The 22,469-nt window shown below is 71.9% G+C and carries 6 protein-coding genes; 1 reads left to right on the forward strand and 5 read right to left on the reverse strand.

Translation table 11 applies throughout. The features are described from left to right. Nucleotides 1-6 precede the first annotated feature (6 nt). The 5 genes from CU044_RS08690 to CU044_RS08705 all read right to left on the reverse strand — a co-directional run bounded on the left by CU044_RS08690 (nucleotide 7) and on the right by CU044_RS08705 (nucleotide 21,969). A complete protein-coding gene (locus CU044_RS08690) occupies nucleotides 7-840 on the reverse strand; it encodes an NAD(P)H-binding protein (protein ID WP_129767894.1) in 834 nt (277 codons plus the stop codon). 124 nt (nucleotides 841-964) lie between these two features. Then, complete coding sequence (locus CU044_RS08695; protein WP_129767895.1) at nucleotides 965-7,435, reverse strand: type I polyketide synthase; 6,471 nt, start codon at nucleotides 7,433-7,435, stop codon at nucleotides 965-967. Continuing rightward, nucleotides 7,428-7,571, reverse strand: coding sequence for a hypothetical protein (locus CU044_RS38425; protein WP_165371823.1), 144 nt, complete (start codon nucleotides 7,569-7,571; stop codon nucleotides 7,428-7,430). The genes CU044_RS08695 and CU044_RS38425 overlap by 8 nt, the downstream gene beginning before the upstream one ends. Beyond that, a complete protein-coding gene (locus tag CU044_RS08700; RefSeq protein ID WP_129767896.1) occupies nucleotides 7,571-21,247 on the reverse strand; it encodes a type I polyketide synthase in 13,677 nt (4,558 codons plus the stop codon). Before CU044_RS08700 ends, CU044_RS38425 begins: the two co-directional genes overlap by 1 nt. Nucleotides 21,248-21,432: 185 nt before the next feature. Further along, nucleotides 21,433-21,969 (reverse strand): flavin reductase family protein, encoded by a 537-nt coding sequence (locus CU044_RS08705; protein ID WP_240045441.1) that lies wholly within the window; start codon nucleotides 21,967-21,969, stop codon nucleotides 21,433-21,435. Between the two features lie 317 nt (nucleotides 21,970-22,286). Between CU044_RS08705 and CU044_RS08710 the strand changes: the two genes are divergently transcribed. Beyond that, nucleotides 22,287-22,469 (forward strand): biotin carboxylase N-terminal domain-containing protein (locus tag CU044_RS08710; protein ID WP_129767897.1); only part of this gene is annotated, 183 nt, incomplete at its 3' end.

Here is a 22,469-nt window from a genome sequence, read left to right on the forward strand (position 1 = left end):
GCTGCTTCAGACCGTCCAGACACCGCTCGGCACGGTGTCCTTCACATAGGCCGTGAAGTCGCGCGGCTCACGGCCCAGGAGCCGCCGTACACCGTCGGAGAGATAGCCGCCGCCGCCCTTGGCCACCTCGCCGAGCAGGTCGGCGGCGAACTCCGCGTACTCACGGTCGTACCCACGTCCGACCAGGTGGTCGGCGTACTCGACGCCGGAGACCGGCACATAGGAGATGTCCCGGCCCGTCGCCTCGGCGATCTCGCGCACACAGTCGCCGAAGGTCATCACCCGCGGCCCCGACAGTGCGTACGTGGTGCCGTCGTGGCCGTCCTCCAGCAGCGCCACGGCCGCCGCCGCGGCGATGTCCTCGGCGTCGATGAAGGGCTCGGGGCCCTCGGCGGTGGGCAGCCTGACCTCGCCGGACACGATCGCGTCCCGCAGGAACGGCTCCTCGCTGAAGTTCTGCGCGAACCACGTAGGCCGCAGCACGGTCCAGCCGGCCCCCGAATCCCGCACCGCGCGCTCCACGGCGAACACCGCGTCGTCGCCCGCCTGTTCCCAGGCGCGCGCGGACAGCAGCACCAGGCGGCGCACACCCGCCTGCACCGCGACATCGACGAATTCGGCCATCAACTCCGCGGCATTCTCGCCCTGTGAGTCCACGAGATAGGCCGCCCCGGTGCCCGCCACGGCCGGCGCCCAGGTGTTCTTGTCCTGCCAGTCGAACCGGCGCTCTCCGGAGCGGGAAGCGGAGAGGGGGCGCGCGCCGCGTTCGGACAATTGCTCGACTACGCGTCGTCCTGTCTTTCCGGTACCACCGATGACCAGGATGGGTGAATCGTTCATGGGTCTATTAAATACTGCCATTGCCATCCCTCGGAATACCGTGCTGTCGACTCGTCTTGAATTCACGGGTATGCGGCGGGCAATTGTGCGTCCGCGTCGGATGTGTCGGCCTTGCTCGGGCGGCTCAATGACCGGAAGCCGCCGGAAAATGGCCCGCCTCGACGAAGAACTCGACGTAACGGGCGAAGAGTTCGGCGGTCAGCGGCGGGCATACGAGGCCGCTGCCCGCCAGTGCCGTCTCCGTCTCCGAGGTGTCGATCGGCGGATAGAACGCGTCCGTGTCCGAGGTCATCATCTCGAAGGCGTGCAGCAGGGGCCGGATCGCGTTGTCCCGGTCCGCCCGCACCCGCTCGCGCCAGCTGTTCCAGTCCAGCTCGTCCAACCGGTAGCCGAGCGACCGCAGATACTCCACACACCGCACCAGGCTCAGCGAACTCCGGTTGAACAGATGGAAGGTACGCCCCACGGACTCCGGCCGCCGGGAGACACCGAGGATCGCCCCGCTCACGTAGTCGACCGGCAGCAGGTGGAACCGACCGCCCACGCCGGCCGGGGCCGCGCCCGACTGCAGAATGCCCTTCAGGCCGAGCCACACGAAGTCCCGGGTCTGGCAGGCGCCGTGCTCGGTGTCGCCGGAGATCACATCGACCCGGTACACCGAGACCGGCATCCCCCGCTCGCGGGCCAGCTCGATGATCTGCTCCGCCACCCATTTGCTCTGCAGGTAGCCGCTCGGGAGGGCCTCGGCGGGGCCGGTCGGATCGGTCACCGTCAGCGGTACGCCCGGTTCGCGCGCCCCGTCGAAGACACCCACGGTCGAGACGTAGTGCACCGGGACCGTGCGGTGCCGGGCCGCGAGCCGCAGCACCTCCCGAGTGCCCGCGACATTCGCCGCGCGCAGCGAGCTGTACGGGTGGAGCCAGTGCACCCGCGCCCCGTTGTGGTAGACCACGTCCACCGTCCGGGCCAGCTCGTCGAACCGCTCCTCGGAGAGCCCGAGCCGCTCCTCGCCCAGGTCGCCCAGGACGATCGAGAGCCGGTCCTCGTGCACCGAGTCCCACACCCGGTACCACTCCAGGCCGGCCCGCAGCCGCGCGAGGGCCTCGGCCCGGTCGTCGCCGCGGACCAGGCAGTGCACCCGGGCCCCGGTGGTCCGCATCAGATCGCGCAGCAGGAACGCGCCCAGGAAACCGGTGGCGCCGGTCAGCAGGATCTCCCGGGGTTCGCGCGCCACCCGTACCACCTCGGCCGCCGGACGGATGTCGTCCGCGAGCCGGATCTCCGCGGCGAAGTCCACGCCGCCCTCGGTCTGTGCGGCCCCGGCGGCCTCGGCCAGCAGATGCGCGGCGAGCGCGGCCGGCGTCGGATGGTCGAAGACGAGGGTGGCCGGCTGGCGGCTGCCGGTCAGGGCGCTGAGCCGGTTGCGCAACTCCACGGCGGTCAGTGAGTCGAAGCCCAGCTCGGTCAGCGGTCGCCCGGTCTGGATGGCGGACGTGTCCGCGTGGCCGAGCACCGCGGCGATCTGACCGAGGACCGCGTCGAGGGCCACGCGCTCCTGCTCCGCCTCGTCGAGTCCGGCGACCAGCTCCGCGAGGGAATCCGCCGATTCGGGGCCGTCGAGCGCGGCCCGCCGAGCCGGCACCCGTACCAGCGCGCCGAGCACCGCGGACCGGCCGGACTGGGCGCGCAGAGCCGCCATGTCCACCGGCGTCGCCACCACGTCGGGCCGGCCGAGGGCCAGCGACAGGTCGAGCAGCGCGGGCCCCTGGTCCTCGGGAACGGGACGGAACCCACTGCGGGCGATCCGCCTGAGGTCGATCTCGCTGAGATGTCCGCTCATGCCACCGCTCTGCTCCCACAGCCCCCACGCGACGGAGGTGGCCGGAAGGCCTTGTGCGTGCCGGTGTTGTGCCAGGGCGTCCAGGAACTGGTTGGCGGCGGCATAGCCGGCCTGACCGGGTCCGCCGACCACGGCGGCCACGGAGGAGAACAGGATGAAGGCGGCGAGGTTCTGGTCCCGGGTCAGCTCGTGCAGATTCCACGCCGCGTCCACCTTGGGGCGGAGCACCGGGCGCAGCCGCTCCGGGGTGAGGGAGGACACCAGGCCGTCGTCCAGGACGCCCGCGGTGTGTACCACGCCGGTCAGTGGGTGTTCTGCGGGGATCGTCGTGAGGAGCGCGGCGAGTGCGTCGCGGTCGGCCACGTCGCAGGCGGCGACCGTGACATGGGCGCCCTGCTCGGTGAGTGAAGCCGTCAACTCCTCCGCACCGGCGGCCTTGAGGCCACGGCGGCTGGTGAGCAGCAGACGGCGCACGCCGTGCTCGGTCACGAGATGGCGGGCGAACAACGCGCCGAGACTGCCCGTACCGCCGGTGATCAGCACCGTCCCCTGGGGGTCCCAGACCGGCGGGGCGCTTCCGGGCTTCTGCGCGGCCCTGACCAGCCGGGGTACGTACGCCTGTCCGGCACGCAGAGCGAGCTGCGGCTCGCCGGACGCGACCACAGCGGCCCCGTTGGTGTCGGTGTCGGCGTTGGTGTGGGGGGCGGTGTCGGTGTCGGTGTCGAAGAGGATGATCCGGCCCGGATGCTCCGACTGCGCGGATCGCACCAGACCCCACACGGCGGCCCCTGCCAGATCGGTCACGTCCTCGTCGTCCACGACGCGGACCGCACCTGAAGTCACCACGACGAGGGGGGTGTTGACAAGCCGGTCGTCGTCGAGCCACAGCTGCACATGGCGGAGTACGCGCTCGGCCACGTGGTGCACCCCGTCGGCCAAGGGCATCTCGGACGACCACTCCTGACGGAACATCACGAAACGCAGGGGCAGTCCTGCGGCGACCGCGGCACCCGCTTCGTCGGGGGTCGCGAAGTGCTCCGCGTCCGGCTGCCCGACACCGAGCACGCCCCACACCGGTTCCCGCGTGGCAGAGTCGTCGGGCAGGGCGACGGGTTCCCAGCCGATCCGGAACAGTGAGTCCTGGTGCCGGTGCAGCGCCGCCGAGACCCGCTCGGCGGTCACCGCCCCCGAGGCCACCGCCCCGATCGTCGCGACGGGCTGCCCGCTCCCGTCCGCGATCCACACGGGGGTACCCCCGGCCGCCTCGGAACCGATCCGTACGCGCAGCACCGTGGCCCCGGTGGCGTACAGCCGCACTTCGCGCCACCGTGCGGCGTGCGGGGCCGACCCGTTCGCCACGTCATGGAGGAGCGCGGGACGTACGGCCGCGTCGAGGAGGGCCGGGTGCAGGGTGAATCCGTCGTCAGTCGTCGGCTCGGGCAGGCGTATCTCCGCGAACAGCTCGCCGTCCCTCCGCCAGGCCGCGACGGTCCCCCGGAAGAGCGGTCCGTACCCGAGCCCCGCCGCTTCGAGCGGGGCGTCGAGGTCATCCGGCGTGATCTCCTCGGCAGCCTCGGGCGGCCAGGCGGTCTGCTGGACGGACGTGCCCGCGGCGGCGACGCCCAGGGTGCCGCGCGCATGCTCGGTCCACGGTCCGTCCTCGGTCTGGCTGTGCACGGTGACCGTGCGGTTGCCCGCAGCGTCCAGCGGGCTCACCCCCGTCTGCAACCGCAGGGCGCCGCTCGCCGGGACGACCAGGGGAGTGTGCACCGTGAACTCATTCAGGACCGTGGCCCCGAACTCGTCCCCGGCCCGTACGGCGAGTTCCACCAAGGCCGCCGCGGGCATCGACGCAAGGCCGTGGACCAGGTGAGCGGCCAGCCAGGGATGGGTGCGCAGCGACACGCGGTTCGTGAACAGGGCCTGGTCGGAACCGGCGACGGTGACGGCCGAGCCCAGCAGCGGATGCCCGCTGGCCCGCAGTCCGGGCCCCGCGCTGGACGTGGCCGTCGCGGTGGCGTCGACCCAGTAACGCCGGTGCTGGAAGGCGTAGGTGGGGAGTGGGATGTGTTGTGTGGTGGTTGGGGTGTAGTAGGTGGCCCAGTTGATGGGGGTGCCGTGGGTGTGGAGTTGGGCGAGTGCGGTGGTGAGGGTGTGGGGTTCGGGTTGGTCGCGGCGGAGGAGTGCGAGTGGTTGTTTGATGGTGTCGGTGAGGAGTGGGGTGAGGGTGGCGTCGCCGATTTCGAGGGTGGTGGTGACGTTGTGGGTGGTGAGGGTTTGTGTGGCGTGGTGGAAGCGGACGGTGTTGCGGAGTTGGTTGGTCCAGTAGTCGGCGGTTCTGAGGTCGTCGCCGGTGGCGGCCAGTCCGGTCACGGTGGAGATGATGGGAATCGTGGGTGTGTGGTAGGTGAGTGTGTCCGCGATGGCGTGGAATTCGTCGAGGATGCCGTCCATGTGGGGGGAGTGGAAGGCGTGGCTGACGGCGAGGGTTTTGGTTTTGTGGCCGTGTTGTTGGAAGTGGGCGGCGATGGTGTGGGCTGTCTGTGTGTCGCCTGAGATGACGAGGGTGTGGGGGGTGTTGATGGCGGCGATGGTGACGTTGTGGGTGAGGTGGGGTTGTATTTGTTGTTCGGTGGCCTGGATGGCGATCATGGTGCCGGTGGGGGGAAGGGTCTGCATGAGGCGGGCGCGGGTGGTGACGAGGGTGGTGGCGTCTTCGAGGGTGAGGATTCCGGCGAGGTGGGCGGCGGTGATTTCGCCGATGGAGTGTCCGGCCAGGTGGTCGGGGACGATGCCGAAGGATTCGACGAGGCGGTGGAGGGCTACTTGGAACGCGAAGAGCGCGGGCTGCGTGTAGCCGGTCTGATCGAGGCCGTCGCCGGTTTCGATGACCTTTTCTATGGGTCGGTCGAGGTGTTTGTTGAGGGCTGCGGTCACGGTGTCGTAGGCATTGGCGAACGCGGGGAAGGCGGCCCGTAGTTGGTGGCCCATGCCGGTGCGTTGTGAGCCTTGGCCGGGGAAGATGAGGGCGAGGCGGCCGGTGGTGGGTTGTCCGGTGGTGAGGTGGGGGGTGTGGGTGTGGGTGTGGTTGTGGGTGTGGTGGGTGAGGGTTTGGAGGCCGGTGAGGAGTTCGTTGGTGGTGTTGCCGGTGATGAGGGCGCGGTGGTCGAGGGTGGCGCGGGCGGTGGCGAGGGTGTATCCGATGTCGTGGGGGGAGAGGGTGGGGTGGGTGGTGAGGTGTTCGTAGAGGCGTTGTGCCTGGGCGCGTAGGGCATCCGGAGTCTTGCCCGAGATCGGCCAGGCGATCACCGCGGACCGCGTATCCGCCTCCGGACCACCCGACCCCTCGGCGGGGGCGACCTCTTCTTCTCCGACGGCCTGCTCGATGATCACATGCGCGTTGGTGCCGCCGAACCCGAAAGACGAGACGGCGGCTCGGCGCGGTCGGCCGCTGGTGGGCCACGGGCGGGCCTCGGTGAGCAGTTCCACGGCGCCCGACGTCCAGTCCACATGAGGCGAGGGCTCATCGGCGTGGAGAGTCTTGGGGAGCACACCATGGTGCATGGCCTGGACCATCTTGATGACGCCGCCGACCCCCGCCGCGGCCTGGGCGTGCGCGATGTTGGATTTGAGGGAGCCGAGGTGGAGGGGGCTCTCGGCGGGTCGGTTGTGGCCGTAGGTGTTGAGGAGTGCCTGGGCTTCGATGGGGTCGCCGAGGCGGGTGCCGGTGCCGTGTGCTTCGACGGCGTCGATGTCGTGCGGGGTGAGGCCGGCGTCTGCGAGGGCCTGGCGGATGACGCGTTCCTGCGAGGGGCCGTTGGGGGCGGTGAGTCCGTTGGAGGCGCCGTCCTGGTTGACGGCGGAGCCGCGCAGCACCGCGAGCACCGGGTGCCCGTTGCGGCGCGCGTCGGAAAGCCGCTCCACCAGCAGCAGACCGACCCCCTCGGCCCAGCCTGTGCCGTCAGCTCCGGCGGAGAACGACTTGCTGCGTCCGTCGGGAGCGAGCCCGCGCAGCCGGGAGAACTCGGTGAACGCCACTGGTGTGGACATCACGGTGGCGCCGCCCGCCAGGGCGAGGTCGCACTCCCCCCGGCGCAGCGCACCGGCCGCCAGGTGCAGGGCCACGAGGGAGGACGAGCAGGCGGTGTCGATCGACACCGACGGACCCTCGAGGCCGAAGGTGTAGGAAAGCCGGCCTGCCGCGATCGACCCCGCGCTGCCGCTGAACAGATAGCCCTCGAAGCCCTCGGGCGGCAGATGCGCCCGTGAGCCGTAGTCGTTGTACATGACCCCGGTGAACACGCCGGTACGGCTGCCCTTGACGGAGAGCGGGGACAGACCGGCCCGCTCGAAGGCCTCCCAGGCGGTTTCGAGCAGCAGCCGCTGCTGAGGATCGGCGGCGAGCGCCTCCCGGGGCGACATCCCGAACAGCTCGGGGTCGAAAAGATCCGCGTCGTGCAGGAAGCCACCCTCGCGGGCGTACGACGTCCCGGGGCGTTCCGGGTCCGGGTCGTACAGCCGCTCCAGGTCCCAGCCGCGATTGCCGGGGAACGCCGATACCGCGTCGGTGCCCTCGGCCACCAGCCGCCACAGGTCCTCGGGGGAGGTCACGCCACCGGGGTAGCGGCAGGCCATGGCGACGATGGCGATGGGTTCGTGTGCCTTCTCCTCCACCTCGTGCAGGCGCTTGCGGGCTTCCCGGGCGTCGGCGATGGCCCGCTTGAGGTAGTCGCGGAGTTGCGCCTCGTCAGCCACGTGAATTCAGCTCCTGGGGATCGGTGTGGGCACGTGCCTCGGTGGGGTTCGCCTCGGTGTGGTTTGCTTCGGTCGGATGCGCCGCGCCGCGCGACGCGCGGAGGGTGATCGTGTGCCTGGCGCTGATCGCGTTCATCAGTCGAGCTCGTCGACGAGAGCGAAGAGTTCCTCATCGCTTGCCGTGTCGAGGTCCCGGCCGCCGTCGGCCGAGCCCGTCGGACCCGCCGAGCCCGTCGGACCGGCTGCGGCCTCGGCGGCCTTGAGCAGCTCCCGGAGCCGTCCGGCGATCCGGTCGCGTGCCTCGGTGCCCGGCCCCGCGGCCTCGATCGCCGACTCGACGCCGGCGAGCGAGGCGAGCACCGGTTCGGCGGGTGAGATGTCCTCGACGACCAGCTCGCCGAGCAGATGGGTGGCCAGGGCCTGTGGCGAGGGATGGTCGAAGATGAGCGTGGTCGGCAGCCGCAGCCCGGTCGCCCGGCCCAGTTGATTGCGCAGTTCGACCGCCGTCAATGAGTCGAATCCCAGCTCCTGGAACGCGCGGTCGGGTTCGACGCCGCCTGGGTCGGAGTGCCCGAGCACGGCCGCGACCCGGCCCCGAACGAGGTCGGTCAGGGTGCGCTTCCGCTCGACGGGGCCGAGCCCGGCGAGCCGCTGGGTGAGCGGGATCTCGTCGTCGGCGCGCTCCGCGGTCGCGGCCCGGCGCCTGGCCGGCCCTGCCAACGACCGCAGAATCACGGGCAGTTCGGGACCGCGGGCCCGCATGGCGGCGGTGTCGAGCCTGCTGACGGCGAGAACCGCCTCGCCAGTGGCGGGCGCCGAGTCGAACAGCGCCATGCCGTCCTCGGTGGACAGCGGCAGCAGGCCGACCTTGGCGAGACGGCGCAGATCTGTCCCGTCGAGATCACCGGAGATGGCGCTGGACTCGGCCCACAGGCCCCAGCCCAGGGAGACCGCGGGCAGGCCGTGTGCACGGCGGTGTGCGGCGAGGGCGTCCAGGAACGTATTGCCCGCCGCGTAGTTGGCCTGGCCCGCGGTGCCGATGAGGCCGGCCACCGAGGAGTACAGGACGAACGAGGTGAGCCCCATGTCCCGGGTGAGTTCATGCAGATGCCAGGCCGCGTCGGTCTTGGGCCGCATGACCTTGTCGAGCTGCTCGTCGGTGAGCCGGCCGGCGACCCCGTCGTCCAGGACGCCCGCCGTGTGCACCACGGCCGTCAGCGGGTGTTCGTCCGGGATGCCGTCGAGTGCCCACACCAAGGACTGGCGATCCGTCACATCACACGCGGCCACCGTCACATCGGCTCCGAGAGCGGCCAGCTCGGCGTGCAGCTCCGCAGCCCCGGGGGCGTCCATTCCGCGCCTGCTGAGCAGGAGCAGCCTTCGTGCGCCGTGCTCGGTCACCAGATGACGGGCGAGAACGGAGCCCAGGGTGCCGGTCGCACCGGTGACCAGCACGGTGCCCTGGTCCCAGCGGGGTGCCGGTGTCCCGGTTTCGCTGTCTGCGCGGGTCAGTCGCGGTGCCAGCAGCGTGCCACCACGGACCGCGACCTGCGGTTCACCGCAGGCGATCGCGGAGGCCAGCGCCTCGGTGCCGTCGTCCGGGCCGAGGTCGACGAGGGTGAACCGGCCGGGGTTCTCGGTCTGCGCGGACCTGATCAGGCCCCAGACTCCCGCTTGCGCCAGGTCGGTGACGTCCTCGGCGCCGGCCGCCACCCCGCCCCGGGTGACCACGACCAGGTTCGAGTCGGCGAGCCGCTCGTCGGCGAGCCAGGCCCGTACGGACCGAAGGGTCCGCCGCACCACGGCACGGGCGCGCTCGGGCAGCGTCGCCGTCTCGTCCCCGCCGCCCTGCCCGGTGGCGGGCAGCAGCACGACCTTCGGCACCACCCCGTCCGTCGGCACGCCCGGTCCGGCGTGGCGCGGGGCGTCCGGCGCCAGGTCCCTCTCGGCCGAACCGAGTGCCGAACCGAGTGCCGAACCGAGTGCCGAACCGGGTGCCGCACCGCCTACCGAATCGAGTACGGCCCAACCCGACGTGCCCGCAGGGGCGTTGCCGGCTCCCACCTCGGTCCAGGCGACCCGGAACAGGCCGTCTCCCGCGGTGTTCGCGGCCTTGCGCAGTGCCTCCTTCGGCAGCGGGCGCAACAGCAGCGACTCGGCCGCGGCGACCGGTGCGCCGCCTCCGTCCACGACGGTGAGCCCGGCCTCCAGGGAACCGTCGCCCGGCTCCGTCAGCGCCAGCCGCACTCGGAGCACGGTCGCCCCGGACGCGTACAGACTCACCCCCGACCAGGCGAACGGCAGCCACGAGCGGCCTCCCTCCCCGGCGACTCCGGGCAGCAGCGCGTGCAGTGCCGCGTCGAAGAGCGCCGGATGGAGCCCGAACGCACCGGCTTCGCCGCCCTGCCGCGCGTCGAGCGCGACCTCGGCGTACACCGCGCCGGAGTCCTTCCAGACTCGGCGCAGGCACTGGAAGGCGGGCCCGTACTCGTAGCCCAGCTCGGCCAGCCGGTCGTAGACGCCGTCCAGGACCGCCTCGGTGGCACCGGTCGGCGGCCATGCCGCGATGGTCTCGGGGACCGCGGCGCCCTTGGTGAGCAGGCCCTCGGCGTGCAGGGTCCAGGCCGGTGCGTCGCCCTCCTGATCGGGCCGTGCGTACACGGAGACCGGCCGCGCGTCGTCGCCGTCCGGCTCCCCGGCCACCACCTGGAGCTGTACGCCGCCGCGCGCGGGGAGCATCAGCGGCGCCGCGAGAGTCAGTTCGGCGACCCGGTCGCAGCCCACCTGCTCGCCCGCCCGGAACGCCAGATCGAGGAGGGCCGTCGCGGGCAGCAGCGCCGAGCCGTGCACGGCGTGGTCCGCCAGCCACGGATGGCTGCCGAGCGAGACGCGCCCGGTGAACAGATACGCGTCGCGGTCCGCCGTCCTGACGGCGGCGCCGAGCAGCGGATGCCCGGCGGCGGACAGACCGAAGTCCGCCGCGTCACCCGCGACCGCCGGTCCCTCCAGCCAGTAACGGCCGTGCTGGAAGGCGTAACCGGGCAGGTCCGTCCGGCGTCCCCCCGGATACAGCGCGGACCAGTCGGCGTCCGCGCCCCGTACGAGCGCGACTCCGAGGGCGGTGGCGACCGTGCCGGGCTCCGGCCGGCCGGAGCGCAGCAGCGGTACGAGCGAGCCCGGTTCCTCGGCCAGGCACTCGCCTGCCATCGCGGTCAGCACCCCGTCCGGGCCCAGTTCCACGTACTCGGTGACGCCCTGGGCCTCCAGGCAGCGGATGCCGTCGTGGAAGCGGACGGCCGCCCGGATGTGGGTGGCCCAGTAGTCGGGTGAGGTGAGCTGTTCGGCAGTGGCGAGCTCCCCGGTGACGTTGGAGACCACCGGGATCCTCGGTGCGTGGTAGGTCAGTCCGGCCGCGATGGCGCGGAACTCGTCGAGGACCTCGTCCATGTGCGGCGAGTGGAAGGCGTGGCTCACGGGAAGCCGTCTGGTCTTGCGACCCCGCGCGCGCCAGTGCGCGGCGATCTCGTCGACGAGGTTCGCGTCACCCGAGATCACCGTCGCCCGGGGCCCGTTGACCCCCGCGACGGCGACGGCCCCGGGGTCGTAGCCCGCCAGTACCTCCGTCACCTCGTCCTCGCCGGCCTGGAGCGCGGCCATCGCGCCGCCCTCGCGGGCCGCCTGCATGAGCCGGCCGCGCTCGGCGACCAGTACGCAGGCGTCGGCGAGGTCGAACACCCCGGCCAGATGCGCGGCGGTGACCTCGCCGATGGAGTGACCGAGCAGTACGTCCGGGGTCAGACCGTAGTGCTCGGCGAGCCGGAACAGGGCGACCTCGACGGCGAACAGCGCGGCCTGGGTGAAGGCGGTCTGGTCGATGAGGGCCGCGTCCGCCGAGTCGCGGCGGGCGAACAGGACGCTCTTGACCGGGCGGAGCAGCTCGGTGTCCAACTGCTCGCACACCGTGTCGAGCGCCGACGCGAACACCGGTGACGACGCGTACAGTTCACGGCCCATGCCGAGGCGCTGGCTGCCCTGCCCGGTGAACAGGAACGCCGTCCGGCCGCGTCGGCCCCCGGCGGCCCGTACGACCGAGGGCGACTGCTCGCCCCGGGCCAGCGCTTCGAGCCCGGCCAGCAGCTCCGAGCGGTCGGTGCCGACAACGGCGGCGCGCCGTTCCAGGCGGGCCCGGGTGGTGGCGAGAGAGAAGCCGACGTCGACAGGGCGTGGCGCGGGCTCGGAGGTCAACAGCTCGTGCAGCCCGCGCGCCTGGTCCCGCAGCGCGCCCTCGTCCCGCGCGGTCAGAAGGAGAGGCAGCACGCCGGGGCCGGGCGCGGGATCGTCGTCCGTCGACTCGGCGACTTCATCGGCCCGTTGGTCCGGTGCCTGCTCCAGAATGACGTGTGCGTTCGTGCCGCTGATGCCGAAGGACGACACCCCCGCGCGGGCCGGCCGTCCCGTGACGGGCCAGGGGGTCGCGTCGGTGAGCAGCTCCACCGCGCCCGCGTCCCAGTCGATGTGCGGCGACGGGTTCTCGGCATGCAGGGTCCTGGGCAGCACCCGGTGCCGCATCGCCTCGATCATCTTGATGACTCCGCCGACCCCCGCCGCGGCCTGGGCATGGCCGATGTTCGACTTCAGTGAGCCGAGATACAGCGGCTGCCCGGCGGGCCGGTCCCGGCCGTAGGCGGCGATCAGCGCCTGCGCCTCGATCGGGTCGCCGAGGCTGGTGCCCGTGCCATGTGCCTCGACCGCGTCCACGTCGGCGGGGGAGAGCCCCGCGGCGGCGAGTGCCTGACGGATCACCCGCTCCTGGGACGGGCCGTTGGGCGCGGTCAGGCCGTTGGACGCACCGTCCTGGTTGACGGCGGTGCCGCGCACCACGGCCAGGATCCGGCGTCCGTTGCGGAGCGCGTCGGAGAGCCGCTCCACCATGAGCAGACCGACACCCTCGGCCCAGCCGGTACCCCCCGCGTCGGCGGAGAAGGACCGGCAGCGGCCGTCCTCGGAGAGTCCGCGCTGCCGGGAGAACTCGACGAAGGTGTTGGGTCCCGACATGACGGTCACACCACCCGCGAGCGCCAGGTCGCACTCTCCCTGCCGCAGCGCGTTCGCCGCCAGGTGAAGCGCCACCAGTGACGACGAGCAGGCGGTGTCGACGGTGACCGCCGGTCCTTCCAGGCCGTACGTGTACGAGAGGCGCCCGGACACCACGCTGGAGAGGTTTCCAGCGAGCAGGAATCCCTCGAACTCCTCGGGGCTCCTGGCCAGCCGGGACGCGTAGTCGTCGTACATCGCGCCGGTGAACACACCGGTGCTGGTGCCGCGCAGCACCGCCGGGTCGAGGCCCGCGCTCTCGAAAGTCTCCCAGGCGGTCTCCAGCAGCAGCCGCTGCTGAGGATCGGTGGCGGTCGCCTCGCGCGGCGACATCCCGAAGAACGCCGGGTCGAACTGGTCGGCGTCGTACAGGAATCCACCGTGCCGGGTGTAGGAGGTACGGAGGTGGTCCGGATCCGGGTCGTACAGAGCGTCCAGGTCCCAGCCCCGGTTGGTGGGGAACTCGCCGATGGCGTCGGTGCCTTCGGCGACGAGGCGCCACAGACCAGCGGGCGAGCGAACCCCGCCGGGGAAGCGGCAGGCCATTCCGACGATCGCGATCGGCTCGTCCGCGGCACCCCGGCGGACCGGCGCGGCGGGCCCGGCCGTCCCGGTGCCGGACACCCGCGACAGCAGATGGGCGGCGAGCGCGGCGGGCGACGGATGGTCGAAGACCGCGGTCGTGGGCAGCCGCAGACCGGTCGTGGCGTTCAGCCGGTTGCGCAGCTCGACACTGGCGAGCGAGTCGAACCCGGCTTCCTTGAAGGCGCGTTCGGGCTCCACCCGGTCCGCGCTCGCGTGACCGAGTACTCCGGCGACGACCGTACGCACCAGGTCGAGCACGGCGCCCGCACGGTCCTGCGCCGGCAGGCCCGCGATCTGCCGGGTCCACGAGCCCCCGGCGGCCACGGAACCCTCTGTGGCGCGTGCCGTACGACGCTGTCCGACCAGGCCACGCAGCGTCGCGGGCAGTTCACCGGTGCCGCTGAGCCGGGACGGGACGAGCCGCGCCGGTACGGCGAGAGCGGTCCCGCCCGCCGGCGCCGCGTCGAACAGCGCGAGACCGGTGGCCGGGTCGAGCGGGGTGACACCGGCCCTGGTCCACCGGGCGAGGTCGGCCCGGCCGAGCCGGGCGCCCATGCCGTGCGTGCTGTCCCACAGCCCCCAGGCCAGTGAGATCGCCGGCAGGCCCTGGGCGCGGCGGTGCGCCGCCAGTGCGTCCACGTAGGTGTTGGCGGCGGCGTAGTTGGCCTGGCCCGCGGTGCCGAGGATGCCGGACACCGAGGAGAACAGGACGAAGGCGGCCAGCTTTTGATTCCTCGTCAGCTCATGCAGATGCCAGGCCGCGTCGGCCTTGGGGCGCAGCACCGTGTCCAATCGCTCGACGGTGAGCGACTCCACGGTGGCGTCGTCGAGCACGCCCGCCGTATGGATCACCGCCGTCAGAGGGTGCGCGGCCGGGATGCCTTCCAGCACGTCCGCGAGCGCCCCGCGATCCGCCGCGTCGCAGGCGACGATGGTGACCGCGGCGCCCAACTCCGCCAGCTCCGCGGACAGGTCGGCGGCGCCCGGGGCGTCCGGGCCACGACGGCTGATCACCAGCAGATGCCGTACTCCATGGGCGGAGACCAAATGACGGGCGAAGAGCCCGCCGAGCCCGCCGACGCCGCCCGTGATCAGGACGGTGCCGTCGGGGTCGAGCGCGGGTGCCTCGGACGGGGCATCGACACGCTCCCGTACCAGCCGGGGCACCCGCAGTCCGGTGCCTCGAACCGCGATCTGCGGTTCGCCCGAGGCGACGGCGGCGGTCAGCAGAGAGCCGTCGAGATCGAGGTCGACGAGACCGATGCGGCCGGGATGTTCGGACTGCACGGACCGGATCAGACCCCACACCGTCGACGCCGCGAGACCGTGGATCTCCTCGCCGGGCAGCACACCGACGGCCCGCCTGGTGACGAAGACCAGCCGGGAGTCCCCGAACCGCTCATCGGCCAGCCATAGTTGGGAGAGCGTCAGAGCGCGACGGGCCATCTCGTGGGCCGCCGACGGGTGGTGCGGAGCGGCCTCGTCGAGGCGTACGAGCAGTACATCGGCGTCGTACGCGTCGGGCAGCCGGTCCTCCGACAGCTCGGCGATGCGCGGGGCCGGGCCGTCCACGGGGCCGGTGACGGGCCAGTCGACCCGGAACAGGGCGTCGGTATGCCGCCCGGCCGGCGCGATGGCGTCCTTGGCGATGGGCCGCAGGGTGAGCGAGTCGACGGTGGCGACCGGCGCGCCCGTGCTGTCGGCGAGGTGGAGGGCGACCGTTCCGAGGCCCGATTCGGTGATACGGACCCGCAGGGTGGTCGCGCCCGCGGCGTGCAGTGTGACGCCGCTCCAGGCGAACGGCAGCTGGATCCGGCCCGGTTCGCCGGGGTCCGCCCTGTGCAGGACGAGCGGGTGCAGGACGGAATCGAGCAGCGCCGGGTGCATGCCGAACAGCGCGGCGCCCTCGCGCTGATCGGCGGGAAGCGCGACCTCGGCGTAGATGACGCCCTCGCCCTGCCACACGGCGCGCACGCCCTGGAAGGCCGGCCCGTACTCGTATCCCAGGTCGGCGAGCCGCTCGTAGAGATCCGTGACCGGCCGGGCCACCGCGTCGGCGGGCGGCCACTGGCGCAGCCCCTCGCCCTCGCCCGCCGGGACGGCGCCCAGAGCGCCGGAGACATGCCGGGTCCACGGCTGAAGGTCGTCGTCGTCGGTGTCGGGCCGGGAGTGGACGGTGAACGAGCGCAGACCGGCGGCGTCCGGCGGCGCGACCGCCAGCTGCACGCGGACGGCGCCCCGCTCCGGCAGCGGCAGGGGTGCCTCCAGAGTGAGTTCCGCGAGCTGTCCCGCGCCCGCCAGTTCGCCTGCCGCCAGGGCGAGTTCGAGGAACCCGGTGGCCGGGACGAGCACCGTTCCGCTGATGCTGTGATCGGCCAGCCACGGGTGACTCCGTAAGGAGAGGCGACTGGTGGACACCAGCTCCTCGCGGTCGGCGAGTTCGACCGATGTGGCGAGCAGCGGATGCCGTGCCGGATCGAGACCGAGGCTGCGTGCGTCCGTACGGACCTCGGGCGCCAGCCAGTAGTGCTCGCGCTGGAAGGCGTACGTGGGCAGCTCCACGCGCCTGGCCCCCGGCACAGGATCGGCGCCCGGAACAGGCCCGGCACTCAGCACATGCCCTGCGCCCGGAAAGAGTGACGTCAGGTCGACGCGGGCGCCCACAGCGTGGGCACGGGCCAGCCCCGCCAGCAGGGTGGTGTCCTCGGCGTGGTCCGCGCGCAGCAGAGCGACGGCGGTGGCGTCCGAAGAGACGGAGGCGCTCGTCATGGCGGTCAGGACGGCGTCCGGACCCACCTCGATGAAGACGGTGACACCCTCGCTCTCCTCCAGTACCCGCGTGGCGTCGGTGAACCGCACGGCCTCGCGGATCTGGCGCACCCAGTACTCGGCGGTCATCAGGTCGTCGCCGGTGGCGGCCAGTCCGGTCACGGTGGAGACCACGGGAATCGTCGGCGCGCGGTACGTCAGTCCGTCCGCGACGGCGCGGAACTCGTCGAGGATCCCGTCCATGTGCGGCGAGTGGAAGGCGTGGCTGACCTGGAGCTCACGCGTCTTGTGCCCGCGCCTGCCCCAGAGCGCCGCGACCTCCTCCGCGGACTCCCTGTCACCTGAGATCACCACCGCCGAGGGCCCGTTGACCGCGGCGACGGCGAGCCGGCCCGCATACGGTTCGAGCGTGCGGAGCACGTCCTCCTCCGCGGCCTGGATCGCGATCATCGCGCCACCCGGGCGGGCCTCCTGCATCAGCCGGCCACGGGCGGCGACCAGCGCGGCGGCGTCCGCCAGCGGAAACACACCGGCGACATGCGCGGCCGCCAGCTCGCCCACGGAGTGCCCGGCCACCGCGTCCGGCCTCAGACCGTGGTGCTCCAGGAGCCGGTACAGCGCGACCTCAAGCGCGAACAGGGCGGGCTGGGTGTAACGGGTATCGTGCAGCACACTGTCGCCCGCCGCGAACATCACCTCGCGCAGCGGCCTGTCCAGATACGGGTCGAGCGCGGCACAGGCCTCGTCGAGCGCGGCCGCGAACCCGGGTCTGCTCTCGTACAGTTCGCGGCCCATTCCGGCGCGCTGCGCGCCCTGGCCGGTGAACAGGAACGCGGTACGTCCGGCCCGCGTGGCGCTGCCGGTCACCACGCCGGGGGAAGCCACGCCCTGGGCGAGCGCGTCGAGCCCCGCGAGCAGCTCCCCGGCGGAGGCACCGGTCACGACGGCCCGCTCGTCCCAGGTGGCGCGGGTGGTGGCGAGCGAGAGCCCGACATCCGCCGGGCGCAGCTCGGGACGCTCGGTCAGATGGCCGTGCAGCCGCCGGGCCTGGGCCCGGAGCCCGGCCTCGTCACGGGCGGACAGCGGCCACAGCACACTGCCCGGGTGCTCCGCCGCCATGGCGGGTTCGGCGGGCTCCGCCTGTTCGACGATGACATGGGCGTTGGTGCCGCTGATGCCGAAGGAGGAGACGGCCGCACGGCGCGGCCGTCCCGTGGCCGGCCAGGGGCGGGCCTCGGTGAGCAGCTCCAGCGCGCCCGACTCCCAGTCCACGTGCGGCGTGGGCGCGCTCACATGCAGGGTCCTGGGCAGCACACCGTGCCGGATCGCCTGGACCATCTTGATGACGCCGCCGACACCCGCCGCGGCCTGGGCGTGCCCGATGTTCGACTTCAACGAGCCGAGGAACGCGGGCTCCCGGTCGTCACGGCCGGTGCCGTACGTGGCGATCAGCGCCTCCGCCTCGATCGGGTCGCCGAGCCGCGTGCCGGTGCCGTGCGCCTCGACGGCGTCGACGTCGGCGGGCGCGAGCCGGGCGTCGGCGAGAGCCTGCCGGATCACCCGCTGCTGCGCGGGCCCGTTCGGGGCGGTCAGCCCGTTGGACGCGCCGTCCTGGTTGACGGCGGAACCACGCAGCACCGCGAGCACCGGGTGCCCGTTGCGGCGCGCGTCGGACACTTTCTCCACCAGGAGCAGGCCGACACCCTCGGCCCACGACGTACCGTCCGCGTCGGCGGAGAACGACTTGCTGCGGCCGTCCCCGGCGAGCCCCCGCTGCCGCGAGAACTCGACGAACATGCCGGGCGCTGACATCACGGTGACCCCGCCCGCGAGCGCGAGTGTCGTCTCGCCCTGGCGCAGCGAACGGATCGCCATGTGCAGGGCCACCAGTGACGAGGAGCAGGCCGTGTCCACCGTGAGGGCCGGGCCGACAAGACCCAGCTGGTAGGCGATCCGGCCGGACATGACACTGCTGGTGCTGCCGGTGAGCAGATGCCCTTCGACGCTGGGCGGCGCGTCGTGCAGCCGCGGCCCGTAGTCCAGAGCGGTCGCGCCGACGAAGACGCCGGTACGGCTGCCGCCCAGACTGAGCGGGTCGATACCGGCCCGCTCGACAGCCTCCCAGGCCGTCTCCAGGAGCAGCCGCTGCTGCGGGTCCATGGCGAGCGCCTCACGAGGCGAGATACCGAAGAGCCCCGCGTCGAACAGCGCGGCATCGTGCAGGAAGCCGCCCTCGCGCACGGAGCTCTTCCCGGAGCGCTCGGGGTCCTGGTCGTACAGATCCTCGTCCCAGCCGCGATCCCCGGGGAAACCGGAGATCGCGTCGCGCTCCTCCGCGATCAGCTTCCACAGCTCCTCGGGCGAGGTGACGCCGCCCGGGTAGCGGCAGGCCATCCCGACAATGGCGATGGGCTCGTCGTCGTGGACCGCGACCGCGGTCTGTTCGTCGGCGACCGCCGAACCGAGGAGTTCGGCCTCGGTGTACGCGATCAGCGCGGCCGGTGTGGGGTGGTCGAAGAGCAGCCCGCCGGGCAGCCGCAGACCGGTGGCGGCGCTCAGCTGATCGCGCAACTCGACCGACATGAGCGAGTCGAAACCGAGTGACGTGAACGGCAGCCGCGTATCGACGCGCTGCCCGGGGGAGTAGCCGAGGACCGCGGCGATGTGCGTGGTCACCAGGTCGGTGACGGCACGGGTGTGCTCCGCGCCCGGCAGCGCGGCCGGCCGCGCCCCGAAGTCGCCGCGCGGTACGGCGGCGACGGCCGGCTCGGCGACGTCGGAGAGGGCGGCACGGGGCGCGGGACGGCCGCCGAGCCAGTAGGTCCGGCGTTGGAAGGGGTAGGTCGGGAGGGCCGTACGTTCCGCCGCGGGAGGGGTGAGGGCGTGCCAGTTGAGGTGTGTGCCGCGGGTGTGAAGGGTGGCGAGGGCGGTGAGGAGGGAGTGCGGTTCGTGGTGATTCTTGCGGAGGGCGGGGACGGCGGTGGTGAGCGTGTCGGCGATGAGCGGGGTGAGGGTGGCGTCGGGGCCGATTTCGAGGGTGGTGGTGACGCCGTGGGCGGCGAGGGTTTGTGTGGCGTGGTGGAAGCGGACGGTGTTGCGGAGTTGGTTGGTCCAGTAGTCGGCGGTTCTGAGGTCGTCGCCGGTGGCGGCCAGTCCGGTCACGGTGGAGATGATGGGAATCGTCGGCGCGTGGTAGGTCAGTGTGTCCGCGACGGCGTGGAACTCGTCGAGGATGCCGTCCATGTGGGGGGAGTGGAAGGCGTGGCTGACCGCGAGGGTCTTGGTCTTGTGGCCCTGTTCCTGGAAGTGGGCGGCGATGGTGTGGGCTGCCTGCGTGTCGCCTGAGATGACGAGGGTGTGGGGGGTGTTGATGGCGGCGATGGTGACGTTGTGGGTGAGGTGGGGTTGTATCTGCTGCTCGGTGGCCTGGATGGCGATCATGGTGCCGGTGGGGGGAAGGGTCTGCATCAGGCGCGCGCGGGCGGTGACCAGGGTGGTGGCGTCTTCGAGGGTGAGGATTCCGGCGAGGTGGGCGGCGGTGATCTCGCCGATGGAGTGTCCGGCCAGGTGGTCGGGGACGATGCCGAAGGATTCGACGAGGCGGTGGAGGGCTACTTGGAACGCGAAGAGCGCGGGCTGCGTGTAGCCGGTCTGATCGAGGCCGTCGCCGGTTTCGATGACCTCTTGTATCGGCCGGTCGAGGTGTGCGTTCAGGGCCGCCGCCACGGTGTCGAAGGCGCCGGCGAACACAGTGAAGGCGGCACGCAGTTCACGGCCCATCCCGACCCGCTGCGAGCCCTGGCCCGAGAAGACGAAAGCGAGTGTGCCGTCGTCGACCGCGCCCGAGACCACACCCTGCGCGGGCTGTCCCGAGGCCAGCGCGTCGAGACCCGCACGCAGCGCGTCCGGTCCGTCGCCGAGAACGACGGCCCGGTGTTCAAAGGCGGTACGGGTGGTCAGGAGCGACCAGGCCACGCCGGCGGGGTCGGCGCCGGCCACCGCGTCGGAGCTGCCCAGCCTGGCGGCCTGAGCCCGCAGCGCCTCCGGGCTCCGGCCCGAGATCACCCAGGGGACCAGACCGTGAGCGCCGGTGTCCTCCCGGGGAGTCTCTCCCACAGGCTCCCGGACAGGGGCCTCGGCGATGACGACATGCGCGTTGGTGCCGCCCATGCCGAACGAGCTGACACCGGCCACCAGCTGACGGTCGGGGTGCGGCCAGCCCGTGAGTTCGCGCACCACCGACAGCCCGAGCTCGTCCAGCGGGATCGCGGGATGGGGGTTCTCGAAGTGGAGGCTGGCGGGTATCTCCCGGCGGCTGATGCTCAGGAGCGCCTTCAGCAGGCCGACCATGCCGGCCGCGCCCTCCAGATGCCCGACATTGGTCTTCGCCGAGCCGACCAGCAGCGGATCGCCGCCGCGCGCGGCACCGAGCACCGTGCCCAGCGCGGCCGCCTCGATGGGGTCGCCCACCGGCGTCCCGGTACCGTGCAGTTCGACGTACTGGACCTCACGCGGGCCGACGCCCGCCCTCTGGTACGCCTCGTGCAGCAACAACCGCTGCGCCTCGCCGCTGGGAACGGTCAGACCGGGCGTGGCACCGTCGTTGTTGACCGCGCTGCCGCGGATGACCCCGTAGATCCGGTCGCCGTCCTCCAGGGCCTGTGCCAGCGGCTTGAGGACGACGACACCGCCGCCCTCGCCGCGTACGAAACCGTTGGCGCGGGCGTCGAAGGTGTAGGAGACGCCGTCCGGCGACAGGCCACCGAACCGCTCCTCGGTCAGCGCGCTCTCGCTCAGGATATTGAGGTTGACCCCCGCGGCGATCGACACGGACGACTCGCCGGAACGCAGCGACTCGCACGCCAGATGGACGGCCACCAGCGACGACGACTGGGCGGTGTCGACCGTCAGGCTCGGCCCGCGCAGCCCCAGATGGTAGGAGACCCGGTTCGCGATGACGCCGCGGTTGACACCGGTCATGGTGTGCTGCGTGATCACGGGGGCGCCGTGCTGCCCCACCAGGCTCTCGTAGTCGTTTCGGAGCGTGCCGACGAACACCGAGGTCCGGGTCTCCCGCAGGGCGGCGGGAAGGACACCGGCGTCCTCCAACGCCTCCCAGGCCAGTTCGAGCACCAGACGCTGCTGCGGATCCATGGCGGACGCCTCGCGCGGCGAGATCCCGAAGAAGGCGGCGTCGAACTCCCCTATACCGTCGAGGAATCCGCCCCTGCGCACCCCGGTCCGAGCGGGTGGCTCCGCGGTCTCCCACCGGTCGGCCGGTACCTCGGTGACGGCATCGGTGCCCTCGCGCAGCAGCTGCCAGAACGAAGCGGGATCCGGGGCCATCGGGAGCCGACAGGACATTCCGATGACAGCGAAGGCCTTCTTGTCTCCGTGCGGCGTCCGGTTCCCCGCGGAATTACCGTTACTCGACTTCACGCTCGGCTGCCCTTCCCTTGCCGTCTTCCCGACGGCCCGATGAATCACCGTGGTCTGAATGGAGTTCCGTTGGTTTTCCGGCGGCTGCCGGCGTCAGGCGGTGTGCTCGGTCACGCGCCGCGCGCCGGGGCACGCTGGAACGCGCCCCGGAAGAACAGCAGTCCGTCCTGGGGACCGCCGTGGCCGGCGTCGAGCACCCGGCTGATGAAGACGGAGTGATCACCCGAGTCGTACGCGTCGGTCAACTCGCACTCCAGCCAGGCGAGGGCGCCCGACAGCAACGGGGCGCCGGTGCGCGTCCCGGGTGTCCAGTCGATTCCCGCGAACTGCGCGGCGCCCAAAGGGCGTTTCTTGTCCGCGAAGAACCGGGCGAGGCCCTCCTGCTCCGCCCCCAGGACGGAGATGCCGAAGCATCCCGCCGCGGTGATGGCCTTGTGCATCACCGCGTCGTGGGCGACGCAGCACAGCACGGACGGCGGGTCGAGGGACACGGAGGTGAACGCGTTCGCGGTCATTCCGTGCGGGTGATCGCCACCGGTGGACAGCACCGTGACACCGGTGGCGAACCGTGCCATCACGTCCCGCAGCGGAGCCGGCGCGGCGCCGGGCACACGCTGCGCGGTCACGTCGGTCGGTACAGAGTTCATGCCGCACCCTCCACATAATTCATTGTGTGGGAACCTACGGGAGCGCATGGAACGGGCTGGGCATCGCCGAGTAATCGGGCACTCAATACGCCCGAGTTCGGGTCGGTGACCGAGGGTTTTGAAGAATGACGCCGTTTCGTCCGGTGATCGCGAGAGCGAAGTCATGGCCGGGTAACTGGAAACTCTCTTCCGCGCGGCTCGCCGAATGGCATGCCGGTGATCGGCCGACAGACGACCCTGGTTAGCCTCTTTTCCGGTGGCCGGTTCAGCGAATGCGTCAGGAATTCCCCGTACCCGTTCCTTATCAAGGAGCCAATGTGCGCAAGGTGTTGATCGCCAACCGCGGCGAGAGCGCTGCCCGTGTCACCAGGGCGGCCGAGACCCGCAGGGTCGACCGGGTGGTCATCCGTTTCGCGGGTGATTCGGGTGATGGGATGCAGCTGACGGGTGACCGGTTCACGTCGGAGACGGCGTCGTTCGGGAACGATCTGTCGACGCTG

It is taken from the genome of Streptomyces sp. L-9-10 (assembly GCF_004151105.1).
Lineage (GTDB): Bacteria > Actinomycetota > Actinomycetes > Streptomycetales > Streptomycetaceae > Streptomyces.